Here is a 14,011-nt window from a genome sequence, read left to right as displayed (position 1 = left end):
CCCTCCATCGTCGAGAAACGCGGGCGATCGCCGGCATCGCTCCGACTCGCCCAGAGGCTCGCTGCGCGCTCAGGTTCTCGCGAGCTCGAACCTGCCTTCGGACGCGATCGCGACCATTGAGGTCGTTGCGTGGTTGCTGTGGTGGCTGAGGCCGCTGGGAAGGGGAGTCAGCTCCCGCCTTCTCCCGGGACTACTACGCCGGATTCGTAGGCGAGCATGACCGCCTGGGCGCGGTCGCGGAGGCCGAGTTTGGTGAAGACGCGCGCCACGTGCGTCTTCACCGTGTGCTCGCTGACGAAGAGGCGCTGCGCGATCTCGCCGTTGGAGAGCCCGCCCGCGATCAGGACGAGCACCTCGCTCTCGCGGGCGGTCAGCGTCGACAGCTCCGACGGCGCCTGCGGGCGGTTGCGCCGCTGCTTGGTGAACTCGCGGATGAGCCGTCCCGTGACCTGCGGGGCCAGCAGGGAGTCGCCGCGCGCCACCACGCGGACCGCCGAGACCAGCTCGTCCGCGGTCGCGTCCTTCAGCAGGAAGCCGCTGGCGCCGACGGCGAGCGCGTCGTAGACGTACTCGTCCACGTCGAACGTGGTGAGCACCAGGACCCGGACGTCCTCCGAGCCGGGCAGCGCGAGGATGCGGCGGGTGGCCTCGATGCCGTCCATGCCGGGCATCCGGATGTCCATCACGACGACGTCCGGGCGGCGGCGCTCGGCGAGCGCGACGGCCTCGCGGCCGTCGCCGGCCTCGCCGATCACGGTGATGTCGTCCTGGGCGGCGAGCAGGGCGGCGAACCCGGCCCGCACGATCGTCTGGTCGTCGACGATCATCACGTTGATCACAGCGGCCGTCCCTGGGGCGGGGGGACGACAGGGTCAGGGGCGGCCGGGCGGCGCCTGCGAACCGTGTCCACGGATGGAATTCCCCTCACTCGTCACCGGAAGCTCGGCCTCCACCAGGAACCCGCCCTGCGTGGCCGGGCCGGCGGAGAACCGCCCGCCCAGCATGGTCGCACGTTCCCGCATCCCTACGAGGCCGTGTCCGCCACCTGATCCGGACGTCTCCAGACGGGTGCGCCCGGGGTCCGCCGGGGCCGGGCCCGCGGGGCCCGCCTCACCTGTACGGGGGCCGGGATCGCGGGGGTTCAGGACCTGGGTGGCCGCGGAGGCGCCGCTGTCCTGGACGCGGACCGCGAGCCGGTCGGGCAGGAACGTCAGGTCGACGCGGACGCCGGCGCCGGGCGCGTGCCGCCGCGCGTTGGTCAGCGCCTCCTGGACGATCCGGTACGCCGACAGCTCCACCGTGGTGGACAGGGCGCGCGGGTCGCCGTGCACGTTGAGGTCGACGTGGCCGCCGGCGCCGCGGTGCTGGTCGATCAGGTCGGGGAGCCGGTCGAGGCGCGGCTGCGGGGAGTTCGCCGCCTCCGGTTCGGGGGTGGCGTCGGCGCGCAGCACGCTGAGCAGCCGCCGCATCTCCACCAGCGCCTCCCGGGCCGTCTTGGCGATCTCGGTGTAGCCGGCGCGGGCCTCGGGCGAGAGGCTGTCCATCGTGTACGGGGCCGTCTCCGCCTGCACGGCGATCATGGAGACGGAGTGCGCGACGACGTCGTGCAGCTCCCGGGCGATGCGGGCGCGCTCCCGCATCACGGCCTGCTCCCGCTGGACGGCGGTGAGCCGGGTGAGGGTCTCGTTGGTGCGCTCGGCGGCCTCGGCCTCCGTCCGGCCCGCGGACTCCACGACGCGCCGCGCGTCCCCGAGCCCGATGGCGGCGAGGACCGCGACGATCGGCGCCGGCCAGGGGATGTCGTCGAGCGTGCCGGTCGCGAGGTAGACGACCCCGAGGGCGGCGACGCTGCCGACCGCGAGGACGCCGGTGGACTGGCGGGGCAGCCGCCGTCCCAGCGCGTACAGCGTGTAGAGGGCCGCGAAGCTGGTCGTGACCAGCAGGATCTGCCCGGTGAGCAGGCTCGCGGCGACCGCGCTGAGCACGACCGCGGCGACGGCGCGCAGGTTCTCCCGGCGCCACACCAGCGGGAACGTCGCCGCGACCGCGAACCCGCCCGCCAGGCTGAGCGGGGAGTCGACGCGCGGCGCCAGCTCCGCCAGCGCCGCGATCGTCAGCGCGAGGCCGGTCAGCGGCGCGAAGTACCAGGCCGACACGACCTCCCGCCACGTGTTGATCCAGCGGGGCAGCGGCGCCGTGTGCCCGGGCGCGGCGCCGGGACCGCCCCCCGCGCCGCCGTTCAGCCGGGCGCCGAGCCTGACCGCGAGCGGCCGCAGGAGCGTGCCGACGCCGGTGAGGATCCACAGCAGCAGTTGCCCGACCCCCGCAACGATGCGGCCGGACAGCCGCCACGCGTGGTGCGCGACGGCTGGGCCGAACCCCGCGGGGTCGGGTCCGGTCCGGGCCTTGTCATCGGTGGTCACCCCTCAATACTGACCGCTGAGGCGGGCCACGGCCTCACCGTGCGGGTGTATGCCGATCGCGGGAGTCCGCCTGGAGTACCAGCCGCGTTCCCTCCTTGAGGGGGACGTGCGGAGGAGTGCCGCGAACGTAGTGTCTTAACCGTGACCGCGACGGTGGCGTCGCCGACGTAGGGGGTTCGGCGGGGCCGCCGCGGTCACACCAGAACCGCCCGGTTTCAGGGGTCCGGGCGGGGAGGCATGGGAAAGCACCTCGCCGGACGGACGCGGCTCGCCTCCTCGGAGGCACTCGCCGGTCTCGCCTGGGCTGGGGTTCGGCCGGCGCCTGCGGCGGCCGCCCGGCGAGGAGTCCCGTGCCCGGCGCGGCCCGTGGAGCGGAGCGCGCGGAGCGTCGAGATCAGGACGACGCGGGCGTCTCCGGCTGAGCCTCCGCCGCGTGCGCGCGGGACGGCTCGTCCAGCGCCGGCTCCAGGTAGATGAGCTTCGCCTCCGGGATCTGCGCCCGGACCCTCGCCTCCGCCGCGTCGATCCCGCGGGCCACGTCGGCCGCCGTGTCGTCGTGGTTGACGGCGATCTTCGCGGCGATGAGCAGCTCGTCCGGGCCCATGTACTCGGTCCTGATGTGGATGAGGTGGTCGACCTCGTCCACCGACTCCAGCGCCTCGATGATCCGCCGCTCGGTCTGCGGGTCGACGCCCTCGCCGATCAGCAGGCTCTTGGTCTCGATCGCCAGGATCGTCGCGACCGCGCCGAGCAGCAGCCCGATCGCCACGGTGCCGACGCCGTCCCAGACGCCGTCGCCGGTGGCCACGGCCATGGAGACGCCGAGCAGGGCGAGGATCAGGCCGACGAGGGCGGCGAGGTCCTCCAGCAGCACCACCGGCAGCTCGGGGGCCTTGGCGCGGCGGATGAACGCCCACCAGGACTGCTCGCCGCGGACCTCGTTCGACTCCTTGATCGCCGTGCGGAACGAGAACGACTCCAGCACGATCGCGATGATCAGCACCGCGAACGCCCAGATCGGGGACTTGACCTCCTCCGGGTGGGAGATCTTGTGGTAGCCCTCGTAGAGCGAGAAGGCGGAGCCGACGGTGAACAGGACGACCGCGACCACGAACGCGTAGAAGTAGCGTTCGCGCCCGTACCCGAAGGGGTGCTGGGGGGTCCGGTCGCGTTCGGACCGCTTGCGGCCGAGCAGCAGCAGCCCCTGGTTCCCGGAGTCGGCCACCGAGTGGATCGACTCGGCCAGCATCGACGACGAACCCGTGAACGCGAACGCGACGGCCTTCGACGCCGCGATCCCGAGGTTGGCGGCCAACGCGGCGACGATGGCCTTCGTTCCACCCTCAGCACTCATCTACGCAATCCTCGCTCTGAGCTCTTGAACGGCAGGCTCGGACGCGGGGTCCACGCCGAGCGCGATAGCCAAGTAAACCGTGACATAGTCGGCCAGCGCGATCAGCGACGCGATCCTCTCCAGCGGATGGTCGCCCTCCGCCCGCATCTCGGTGACCGCCACGCCCCTGTCGCGGGCCAGCGCGGCGGCCGCCTCGGCCCGCCCGCGCGCCCGCGGGTGCTCCCCCGCGTCCCGCAGGGAGACCAGGTGCAGGCCGTGCTCCGGTTCGTCCAGCCGGTCGCGGAAGAAGTCGTCGGTGTCGGCCGGGGAGCCGGCCCGCGCGAAGAAGCCGTCGAACACCGCGACCTGGTTCCGGCCGGCCTCCGGGAGCTCCCCGAAGATCGCCGGGTACTTGGCGTTCTCGTTGAGCTGGCAGCACATCCGGTACGCCGCCGCGACGGACGGCTCGGACGCGCCCCACACGAGCGGCACGTCGCCCGCCAGGTCGAGCGCGAGGCGCTTGGCGGGGTTGACGAACGGCTCGCTGGACGGGCGGCACCGGTGCGCGACGTCCTCCAGCAGCGACGCCGTGGACTCCAGCACCGCGTCGGGGACGTCGGCCAGCCGCAGCGCCCGCGCCGCCAGGAGCAGGGGGACCGTCAGGCCCCACAGCGTGGAGCGCGGCCGCCCGGCGGACCGGACGGGGACGAAGACGCCGCGGCTCCTGCCGGCCAGGTCCGCCAGCGGCGAGTCCTCCCCGCCGACGGCCAGCAGGCGGCAGCCGCGCCGGGCGGCCTCCGCGGCGACCTCCAGGGTCTCCTCGTCGGTTCCCGAGGACGAGACCGCGACGACCAGGTCGGCGGCGCCCACCCAGCCGGGCAGCCGGGGGCCGCGCACCGTCGAGATCGGGACGGCGCAGCCCGCGCCGCACACCGCCGCGAGCACGTCGCCCGGGACCGCGCCGGAGCCGGTGCCGACGACCACGACCGCGCGGGGCCGGCCGTCCTCGCCCAGCCCGGCGACGCCGGCCTCCTCCGCGGCCCGCCGCGCCTCCCGCACCTGGGCCGCCGACGAGGCGACCTGCCGGAGCATGCCGCCGGGATCCGCCGCCTCGGCCGCCTCCGTGCTCTCCAGCCGCGAGGGGTCGAGGGAGGCGCTCACGGGGCGGGGGTCCGGGCCTCGTCCACCAGGAGGACGGGGATGTCGTCGCGCACCGGGTAGGCGTAGCCGCAGGAGCCGGTGCACACGAGCTCGTCGGCCTCCTCGTCGGCGCGCAGGTCGCCGCCGCAGTTGGGGCAGGCCAGGATCTCCAGGAGCCAGGAGTCCAGCTTCATCGTCATGGCAGCGTCACTTCTCCCTTGCAGTCACTTTTCCCTGACCGGTCACTTCTCTCTGACCAGGGCCAGGACCTCGTCGCGGATCGCCGCCATGGTGTCCTCGTCGCCGGCCTCGGCGTTCAGGCGCAGCAGCGGTTCGGTGTTGGACGGCCGCAGGTTGAACCACCATCCGGCGGCGTCGTCGCGGACGGTCAGCCCGTCGAGCTCGTCGACCTCGACGCCGGGCCGCCCGGCGAAGGCGTCCTTGACCTTCGCGGCGGCCGCGGCCTGGTCGTCGACCTCGCTGTTGATCTCACCGGACGCGACGTAGCGGGTGTACTCGCGGAGCAGCTCCGACAGCGGCCCGTCCTGCTGCCCGAGGGCGGCGAGGACGTGCATCGCCGCCAGCATGCCGGAGTCGGCGAACCAGAAGTCGCGGAAGTAGAAGTGCGCCGAGTGCTCGCCGCCGAACACCGCGCCGGTCTCGGCCATCGTCTGCTTGATGAACGAGTGCCCGACCCGCGTCCGGACGGGCGTCCCGCCGTGCTCGGCGATGATCTCCGGGACGGCCCGGGAGGTGATCAGGTTGTGCACGATCGAGGAGCCCGGGTGCTTGGCCAGCTCCCTCGTCGCCACCAGGGCGGTGATCGCGGACGGGGAGACGATCTCGCCTCGCTCGTCCACCACGAAGCAGCGGTCGGCGTCGCCGTCGAAGGCGAGGCCGATGTCGGCGCCGGTCTCGCGGACCTTGGCCTGCAGGTCGCGCAGGTTCTCGGGCTCGATCGGGTTGGCCTCGTGGTTGGGGAAGGTGCCGTCCAGCTCGAAGTACAGCGGGACCAGGTCGATCGGCAGGCCCTCGAACACCGACGGGACGGTGTGGCCGCCCATGCCGTTGCCCGCGTCCACGACGACCTTGAGCGGGCGGATGGACGACAGGTCGACCAGCGTCTTGAGGTGGTCGGCGTAGCCCTTGAGGATGTCGCGCCGCGTCACGGCGCCCGGCTCGCCGTCGAAGGCGGGGACCCCGTTCTCGATCATCTGGCGGATCTCGCCGAGGCCGGTGTCGCGGCCGACCGGCCGCGCTCCGGCGCGGCACAGCTTCAGCCCGTTGTACCTGGCCGGGTTGTGGCTGGCGGTGAACATGGCGCCCGGCAGGTCGAGGCTGCCGCTGGCGTAGTAGAGCATGTCCGTGGAGCCGAGCCCGGCCTCGACGACGTCCGCGCCCTGGGACGTGGCGCCGCGCGCGAAGGCCTCGGCCAGCGGCACCGACGACTCCCGCATGTCGTGGGCGGTGACGATCGCGCGGGCCCCGGTGACGCGGACGAACGCCGCGCCGGCCGCCTCGGCGGTCGCGGGGTCGAGCTCGTCCGGCACCACGCCGCGGATGTCGTACGCCTTGAAGATCTTGGCGAGGTCGCCCACTCCTGCTCCCTGTCCGAAGAACCGTGCGCGGAAAACGGCAGGCTCACGAGCCTACCGGGAAGGGCGGGCGCGACCCGCCGCGGCGTCGGACCGGGGACCGGGGCGGAAGGATCGGGACGGGCGGGAGCCCGCGGTCACTCCTGGCCGGGCTGCGTCCCGGCGGGTTCGGAGCGCAGGACGCGCAGGTGGCCGCGGCGGCCGACCTCGGTGCCCTGGCCGACCGGCTCGTGGCCGGACCCGGGCGCGGGCTTGGCGGCCTCGCGGACCGCGTCGGCGAGGGCCTCCAGGTCGTCGGCGCTGGGCTCGGACTCCTCCTCGACGGGGAGCCGCACCAGCTCCCACCCCATGGGGGCGGTGAGCCGTTCGGAATGCTCGGCGCACAGGTCGTAGCAGTGCGGCTCGGCGTACGTTGCGAGCGGCCCCAGGACCGCGGTGGAGTCGCGGTAGACGTACGTGAGCGTGAACACTGCGGGCGCCTTGCAGGCGGTGCGGGAGCAAGTGCGGACGGGGCTCACGATGGCTGACCGTACCTCCCCCCACCCGGCTCCGCCACCACCCCGGCGCACGTGTCGCCGTTACCGGGCGATTTCCTTGGTAACAACTACATTCCGTGATGACTCCCTGCACGGACCGTGCCGGACGGGGCGTGCGTGAGGGCCGCCGCGCCGGCGGAGGTACTCTTGGGGCGTGCGTTCCCGTGTGGCAGGCGTACGGCGCCGCGATCGGCACGGTCGTGGCCTCCGTGGCCCTCTGACGCCCTCGCAGGCGCCGATCTCACGTACCCGCGCGGAACGGTTCGCCGACCTCGTCGACGACGAGGTCAGGCGGCTGGGCGCGCGCTGGGGTCGCGAGCTGGCCCGGGTCGAGTTCGCGGTCGAGGACGTCCCGGGAGTCGACCCGCTGTTCGACGGGCCCGTCCCGCTCGGCCAGACCCTTCCCGGCGACGGCGACCGGCCGGTGCGCATCGTCGTCTACCGGCGCCCCGTCGAGGCCCGCGCCGCCGGCGACGCCGAGCTCTCCCAGATGATCCGCGACCTGCTCGTCGAGGAGGTCGCCGACCTGCTCGGCCTCTCCCCCGAGTCCGTCGACCCGAGCTACGACACCCCCGACGACTAGATCCGGGATCAGTTCGGGGTCAGGGCCGTCTGGGAGTCGGCGGTGGCCGGGAGGCGCAGGGTCGTGGGCGCCGGGACGATCGGCAGCACGGTGAACAGGTGGTCGCCGCCCTTGCCGGTGGCGAGCATGCGGGACGCGTAGACGGGCGCGGAGCCGGGCCTCGGCGTGATCACCACGCCGAAGGAGGCGTCCGCTCCGCCGCCGGGCGCGGTGAGCTCGGTCTCCACGGTCCGTCCGGCGGGGATCTCGACCTGCCGGGGGGAGCCGGCGCCCTGCGCGTTCAGGGTCGTGACCTGGACGCTCGCCGCGCCGGACGGGGCGGTCAGGGACAGGGACGCGTCGAAGCGGTTGTCGGCGACGACGCCGGGCGATGACGCGCTGAGCGGCGGTGTGGCGGCGCCGTAGGCGACGTCGGCGCCCCGGTCGGCGGCGAAGCCCGCCAGGATCGGGCGGTCGGCGACGAGCCGGACGGCGGCGGCCCTGCCGGACAGGGCGCCGTCGAGGGGGACGGAGGTCACGGTCTTGCCGGGGGCGTCCAGGACGTCCTGGCCCTGCGGGGCGAACGCCCCGGCCGAGGTGACCACCTGGACCCTGATCCGGGCGTCGGCCTCGCCGGGGACCGCGACCAGCAGGCGGCGCCCGCCGGAGCCGCCCGGCACGCCGGGGACGAGGGCGGAGGCGGCGGGCGGGGCCGACCGCGGCAGCCACTCGACGCCCTTCTTCTTCCCGATCCGGACGCGCAGGGACGCGGCGACGCGGCCGCTGGTGGTGCGCACGCGCAGGGCGAGGTCGGCGGCGGTCTTCACGATGTCGCCGAGGCCTTCGGGCGACCCGCCGATCCTCACGACGCGGGTGGTGTAGGGCTCGACGGGCGTGCCGCGCCCCTCGGTGGTGTCGAGGGGGCCCTCGCCGGACAGGGCGGAGACGTCGACGGACGCGGGCTGCGCGTCGACGTTGGTCAGGTAGAGGTCGAGTTCGTCGGCGGCGACCGGGCCGGGGCCCAGGAACCACAGGTCGGTGCCGGGAGCGGCGCAGCGTGTCGCGGCGAGGCCGCGGTCGTCGCCGGCGTCCTCGTAGGCGGTCTGCTCCGCCTCCAGCCCGCCGGCGATGGGGCCCGTGGCGCGCAGGGTGGAGGAGTCGCCGCCCGGCTCGGTGTCCTTGCTCCAGCCCTGGCCGGGCGACGTCACGGACCCGAGCGGGGTTCCGCCCTTCGTCGGCGTCAGGTCGACGCGTCCCCCGCCGTTCTTCCGGGGGAGGGTCTGGACGGCGAGGCGGCCGCCCTCGTGTCCGGGGCAGACCGCCAGGGCGTGCGTGACGGGCGTCTCGCGGCCCTTCTCGGACGCCTCGCCCGGACGGGAGAACGTCGCGGCGCCGTAGAGGGCGGCGACGGCGACGAGCATGAGGGCGGCGATGGCGTAGCGCATGCCGAGGAGGCGCAGGACCTTGTCCATCAGGACACCTCCTCCGTGCTGGGCTCCTCCACCGGCTCCGGCGCCTGGGGAGGCTCCGGCGGCTTCGCGGGCTCCGCGGGCTCGGCGGGCGGCAGTGCGCGCTGGGCGCGGGCTCGGGGCGCGCGGCGCCGTCCGCGCCGTCCACGACGGCGGCGCTCCCGCTCCCCGGCGGGCGTCAGCGTGTCGGTCTGCGCGCCCGGCAGCGCCAGGACGGCCACGAGCAGGACGGCGATCCCCTGGACGGCGACCCAGATGTGCCGCGTCGTCATCGACCGGGTCAGGTCGAACTCGCCTCCTGCGGTGGGGATGTCGTATCCCTGCGCCCAGCCGTCCACCGTCCGTGCCTTGACGTCGCGGCCGTTGAGAGCGGCCCGCCACCCGCCGTCGGCGGGCTCGGCCAGGAGGAGCGTGCGCGGGCCTGTGCCAGGCGGGATCTGAACGCGCGCGTCGACGCGTCCGGCAGGCAGGGGCGTGACGGTCGAGCCTTGCAGGAGCATCATCCGGGCGGACGTCGCCTGGAGCCGCCACACCGCGAACGTGCCCGTGCGGCTGAGGCGCGTCAGTTCTGGCGACGCGTCCAGGACCTTGGTGAGCGGGTCCTTCGCGGGGTGCGGCACCAGCAGGTACTGGACGCCCATCCGCGTCAGCGCGGGCCCGTCGTCGCCCTCGCGGCCGGCGGCCAGACCGGCGACGAGGTCGTCCATGCGGTCATGGGCCCGGCCCTTGACGGTGACCTCCGCTTCGCCCAGACGGGGCCGCGCGCCCCTGAGCACCGTGTAGGAGACCCGTCCGGTCGGCTCCTGATGCAGGACGAGCGTCCGGACGCCACCCGTTCCCTGGACGAACTGGGGAACCGTGTCGGGGTCGACCCTCCCGAGCGGGCCGGCCGCGCCGCCGGCCACCCAGAACGCGGCCGCGAGGACGGGGGCAGTGAGCGCGGCGACCAGCACGGCCGCCCCGCCGGCCTTGTAGATCAGGTGGCTTCCTGCGAGGACCTCGGTGGCGCGCTGGACGGCGGCGGTCGCGGCGAGCAGTACCCCGGCGCCCGCGAACAGCAGCGCCAGACCCGGCCACACCGGCGCCTCGTCCGCCCCCTTGGTGACGGTGGCGGCGCTGGTCAGCACCGCGACGAGCAGCCCGAAGACGGCCAGCAGCCAGCCGGCGAGGACGTGGCCCCGGCGGCCGCGGAGCGGCAGCGCGCACACGGCGACCGCGAGCAGCCCGGCGAGCGCCCACCGCGCGGGCGTGCCCGGCCCGCCCGGGTCGAGCGCCAGCAGGTCGGCCGGGGCGGCGGGGGCGAACCGCCGGTGCAGCCCCGCCTCCGTCAGGAAGCGGGACGGGTGGAGCAGCAGGCCGGCGGTCCACGGCAGCGTCAGCAGCGGCGGCACGCCGAGCGCGATGGCCAGGCCGCGCAGGCCCTGGCGCCCCGGCCGGTCCAGCAGCGCCCGTACCATCCCGGCGGCCAGCAGGGCGATCGGCCAGACCAGCGGCACGAAGGACATCGCGACGGTGAGGAGCAGCGCGACCGTCCAGGCGGCCCGGCCCGCGCGCTTGCGGCGCGTCCGGGCGTCCATCCCGGCGGCCTGCGACCGGGGGAAGCCGTAGAAGCGGGCCGCGTGCACGGCGATCAGCGGCAGGAGGACGAGGACGACGCAGGTCCCGATCCGCCCGCCCGCGACGGCGCCGGTCGCGGCGGGGAGCAGCGCGTAGACGGCGGCGAACCAGGCGCGGACGGCCGACACCGGGACGCGGCGGCCGGTCGCGCGGGCGCGCCGCCCCGTCCGCGGCGCCTCCACCACCAGCAGCCGCGACGCGCGGTAGGCGGCGAGCCCGGCCAGCGGGACGCTGCCGAGCAGCAGGACCGACACCGCGAGCCATGGCTTGCCGAACGCCGCGGTGGACAGCACGGCCAGAACCCCGACGTACGGGGGGCTGCCCGCGTCGGTGCCGAGCCCCACCGGATGCCAGCCCGACAGGTACTGCGCCCACAGGTCGCTCGCACCGCCCCACGCGGGGACGAGCGCGCCGCCGCCGAGCCGTCCGGCGGCCGTCGGCAGGGAGCGTTCGGCCGCGACCGCGACGGCGGTCAGGCCGAGCAGGAGCAGCACGCCGGGACGGGCGAGGAACCGGCGGATCGGGCCGGGCTCGTCGGCCGTGAGGTCGTCGTCCCGGTCCTCGCGTTCGCGTTCGTGGACGGCGAAGTACTCCGAGACCGCCTCGCCGGCCCGGCGCAGCACGACCCAGCGGGTCCGGAACCGCCGGACGCTGCGCCGCGCGCGCGTGCGGCCCTCGGCGCGAGCGGCCCGCGCCCGCCGGAGCCGCCCGGGCGAGCGCAGCACGTCGCCGAGCGCGCGCAGCTCCTCGCGGGCCATGCCCGGCCGTTTGGTCGCCACCAGGACGAGGGCGTGCGCGAGCGACGCCCACACGTTGCGGACGAGGGCCCGCGCCATCGCCCCGAGCGGCTGGTTGGCGAGCAGCGTGAGCAGCGCGTTGCGGCGGTCGCGGCGGGCGGGGTGCTCGGCGGTCATGCCGATCTCGCGGAGCCCGCGCCGGGACGCCTCGGCGTGGTAGACGACGGCGTCGCTCGCGGTGACGACCCGGTGCCCGGCGGCGTGGACCCGCCAGCAGAAGTCGAGGTCGTCGCGGAAGATGCCGTACTCGACGTCGAAGCCGCCCAGCTTCTCCCACACGTCGCGGCGGACCAGCATCCCGGCGCTGCCGACCGACAGGACGTCGCGGACGCCGTCGTGCTGGCCCTGGTCGAACTCGCGCCGGTCGAGGCCGGTGTGGCGGCGCCCGGCGGCGTCGACGGTGACGCCGAGCTCGCGCAGGACGCGCCGGTCGTCCCAGTCGCGGACCTTGGGGCCGAGGACCGCCACGTTGGGGTCGGCGTCGGCCGTCCGCAGCAGCCGGTCGAGCGCGTCGCGGTCGGGCGCGCAGTCGTCGTGCAGCAGCCAGATCCATTCGGTGCGGGGCTTGGGCGGCCCCTGGGCCTGGTCGGCGTGGTGGGCGGGGGCGGACTCGTCCTCCGGGACGGGAGCGGACGCGGCGTCCTGCCGCAGCGCCTCGGCGACGGCCTCGCCGTAGCCGGTGGTGCGGGGCAGCGTGAGGACCGCGTCCTCGCCGACCACCTCCGCGAGGACGGCGGGGCCGCGGTCGGCGCTCCCGGTGTCGACGGTCACGAGGCGCTGCACGGGGCGCGACTGCGTGAGCAGCGCCTTCAGCGCCTCCGGCAGCCACCGCGCGCCGTCGTGCGCGACGAGGACTGCGGTGACGACATGGCGATCGAGGGTGGGGGCCAAGGGTCGCTCGATCTGTGGGACGGACGGTGTCGGTGCCGGTCGGACGGGCCGTGCGCGGCGTGCACGCGGTCCCGGACGGACAGCAGCCGTGCCGGCCCTGGGGCCGACACGGCTGATAACTGTACGCGTGGCCGCGCCGGGCACGCTCCGGATCCACCGATCCGGGACGCGGCCCGCGAGTCAGACGGCCTGCCGCTTCAGCTTCCGGCGTTCCCGCTCGGAGAGCCCTCCCCAGATGCCGAACCGCTCGTCGTGCTGCAGCGCGTACTCAAGGCACTCCGTACGCACCTCGCATGCCCGGCACACCTTCTTGGCCTCGCGAGTGGAGCCGCCCTTCTCCGGAAAAAAAGCCTCCGGGTCCGTCTGCGCGCACAGGGCGCGCTCCTGCCAGCCCAACTCTTCGCCGTCTGTGCCGTGCGCCAGCGGGATGACCACCTCGCTCACAGCGCACCTCCCTGCCCGTGGAACCCCCTGGTCAATGCCCTCCCACGAGTTCCTTCCCCCGAGACGGCATTGAAACTACACCGACGAAATTACACGCGTGTAGCAGTGGCCCCGTCAAGCCGGAAGACATTCCCGGGCGACATAGCGGGTTTTGCCGGGATGTGAATGCCGACCTTTGGATGAAGATCAGTTAATCGGGCGGTCACCGCCGGGACGGCGGCCTCACTGCGGGGGCGGGGGGCGGTTGTCCCGGTACCAGTCGCCGCCCTCCTGGTCGCCCGCGGGCGGCGCGGGCTGCGTGCCCTGCGGGTCCTGGCCGGAACCTCCGCCGCCGCCGTAGGCACGGGTCCACTCGCCCATGTCCTCCTCCTCGGCGGGCGGCTGGCCCTGCTGGCCGCCCTGCTGGCCGCCCTGGTAGCCGCCCTGCTGCCCGTACTGCTGGTACTCCTGCGGCTGGCCGTACTGCTGCTCGTAGCCGGGCTGGCCCTGCTGGCCGGGCTGGCCGTACTGCTGCTGTCCGTACTGCTGCTGGCCGTACCCCTGGGCGGGCTGCTGCGGCTGCCCTTCGCCGTACTGCTGGTACTGCTGGTACTGCTGCTGGCCGTACTGCTGGTCGTAGCCGGGCTGGGCGGGCTGGCCGGGCTGCTGCCCGTACTGCTGCTGGCCCGGCTGGCCCTGCTGGTAGCCGAAGTCGGGGTAGCCGCCCTGCTGCTGCATCTGCGGCTGCGGGCGGGGCGGCTGCATCCCCTTGAAGACCGTGAAGGCGAACCAGCCGCCGACGCCGACCACGGCCAGGTCGCCGGCGCCGACCAGGAAGGTCGTGAGCTTGGTCACCGCGCCCGCGTAGTCCGAGTCGGCGAGCATCCCGCTCAGCCACGAGATCACGCCGAACAGCCCGATTCCGCCGAGGACGCCGAGCGCGCCCATGGTGATCGTCCGGGCCTGCGGGGTCGGGGTCGCGCCCCAGGTCGTCAGCATGATCGCCAGGACGACGAGGCCGACCATCGCGACCTGCAGGAAGGTCCCGTCGTTGGTCTGGCCGAGGGCGCGCAGCGTGAAGCTGCCGTCGCCGCCGAGAAGCGAGATGATGCCCGCGAGAAGGTGGACGCCCGCCGCGGCGAGCAGGACCCAGGCGGCCGGTTCGCGCAGGCGCTGGACGGCTTCCTTGTTCACGGTGGCATCTCCAGACTCGGGGCCGGGTGTT

At 74.7% G+C, this 14,011-nt stretch carries 12 protein-coding genes; 1 reads left to right on the top strand and 11 read right to left on the bottom strand.

Translation table 11 applies throughout. The features are described 5' to 3' along the window. Nucleotides 1-167: 167 nt before the first annotated feature. The 7 genes from ABD944_RS17585 to ABD944_RS17555 form a co-directional block, all read right to left on the bottom strand. Nucleotides 168-839 carry a response regulator gene (locus ABD944_RS17585; RefSeq protein WP_345177738.1) on the bottom strand — a complete coding sequence of 224 codons (672 nt, stop codon included), beginning with the start codon at nucleotides 837-839 and terminating at the stop codon, nucleotides 168-170. Between the two features lie 33 nt (nucleotides 840-872). Beyond that, nucleotides 873-2,423: a sensor histidine kinase gene (locus tag ABD944_RS17580; RefSeq protein WP_345177736.1), complete on the bottom strand. Its 1,551-nt coding sequence runs from the start codon at nucleotides 2,421-2,423 to the stop codon at nucleotides 873-875. Between the two features lie 394 nt (nucleotides 2,424-2,817). After that, nucleotides 2,818-3,777, bottom strand: coding sequence for a cation diffusion facilitator family transporter (locus tag ABD944_RS17575; RefSeq protein WP_345177734.1), 960 nt, complete (start codon nucleotides 3,775-3,777; stop codon nucleotides 2,818-2,820). Next, nucleotides 3,778-4,917 (bottom strand): SIS domain-containing protein, encoded by a 1,140-nt coding sequence (locus tag ABD944_RS17570; RefSeq protein ID WP_345177732.1) that lies wholly within the window; start codon nucleotides 4,915-4,917, stop codon nucleotides 3,778-3,780. Beyond that, complete coding sequence (locus ABD944_RS17565; RefSeq protein ID WP_089315918.1) at nucleotides 4,914-5,096, bottom strand: Trm112 family protein; 183 nt, start codon at nucleotides 5,094-5,096, stop codon at nucleotides 4,914-4,916. The genes ABD944_RS17570 and ABD944_RS17565 overlap by 4 nt, the downstream gene beginning before the upstream one ends. Nucleotides 5,097-5,138: 42 nt before the next feature. Further along, entirely contained in the window at nucleotides 5,139-6,494 is a 1,356-nt protein-coding gene (locus tag ABD944_RS17560) for a phosphomannomutase/phosphoglucomutase (protein WP_345177728.1), read from the bottom strand. A gap of 134 nt (nucleotides 6,495-6,628) precedes the next feature. Continuing rightward, entirely contained in the window at nucleotides 6,629-7,009 is a 381-nt protein-coding gene (locus tag ABD944_RS17555; RefSeq protein WP_179846169.1) for a DUF3499 domain-containing protein, read from the bottom strand. 172 nt (nucleotides 7,010-7,181) lie between these two features. Here ABD944_RS17555 and ABD944_RS17550 point away from each other — a divergent pair, with 172 nt between their 5' ends. After that, on the top strand, nucleotides 7,182-7,610 hold the full coding sequence (locus ABD944_RS17550) for a metallopeptidase family protein (protein ID WP_345177726.1): 429 nt from the start codon (nucleotides 7,182-7,184) through the stop codon (nucleotides 7,608-7,610). Nucleotides 7,611-7,618: 8 nt separating this feature from the next. Here ABD944_RS17550 and ABD944_RS17545 read toward each other — a convergent pair whose 3' ends face one another. The 4 genes from ABD944_RS17545 to ABD944_RS17530 all read right to left on the bottom strand — a co-directional run bounded on the left by ABD944_RS17545 (nucleotide 7,619) and on the right by ABD944_RS17530 (nucleotide 13,980). Further along, entirely contained in the window at nucleotides 7,619-9,061 is a 1,443-nt protein-coding gene (locus tag ABD944_RS17545; RefSeq protein ID WP_345177724.1) for a DUF5719 family protein, read from the bottom strand. Further along, nucleotides 9,061-12,363, bottom strand: coding sequence for a glycosyltransferase family 2 protein (locus tag ABD944_RS17540; RefSeq protein WP_345177722.1), 3,303 nt, complete (start codon nucleotides 12,361-12,363; stop codon nucleotides 9,061-9,063). Before ABD944_RS17540 ends, ABD944_RS17545 begins: the two co-directional genes overlap by 1 nt. A gap of 180 nt (nucleotides 12,364-12,543) precedes the next feature. Continuing rightward, nucleotides 12,544-12,807, bottom strand: coding sequence for a WhiB family transcriptional regulator (locus ABD944_RS17535; RefSeq protein ID WP_021594342.1), 264 nt, complete (start codon nucleotides 12,805-12,807; stop codon nucleotides 12,544-12,546). A gap of 222 nt (nucleotides 12,808-13,029) precedes the next feature. Next, nucleotides 13,030-13,980 carry a hypothetical protein gene (locus ABD944_RS17530; protein ID WP_345177720.1) on the bottom strand — a complete coding sequence of 317 codons (951 nt, stop codon included), beginning with the start codon at nucleotides 13,978-13,980 and terminating at the stop codon, nucleotides 13,030-13,032. Between the last annotated feature and the right edge of the window lie 31 nt (nucleotides 13,981-14,011).

This window comes from Actinomadura verrucosospora (assembly GCF_039540335.1).
GTDB classification, from domain to species: domain Bacteria; phylum Actinomycetota; class Actinomycetes; order Streptosporangiales; family Streptosporangiaceae; genus Spirillospora; species Spirillospora verrucosospora.
Note: the sequence above shows the minus strand (reverse complement) of the source record. Positions and strands in the feature narration are given on the sequence as shown.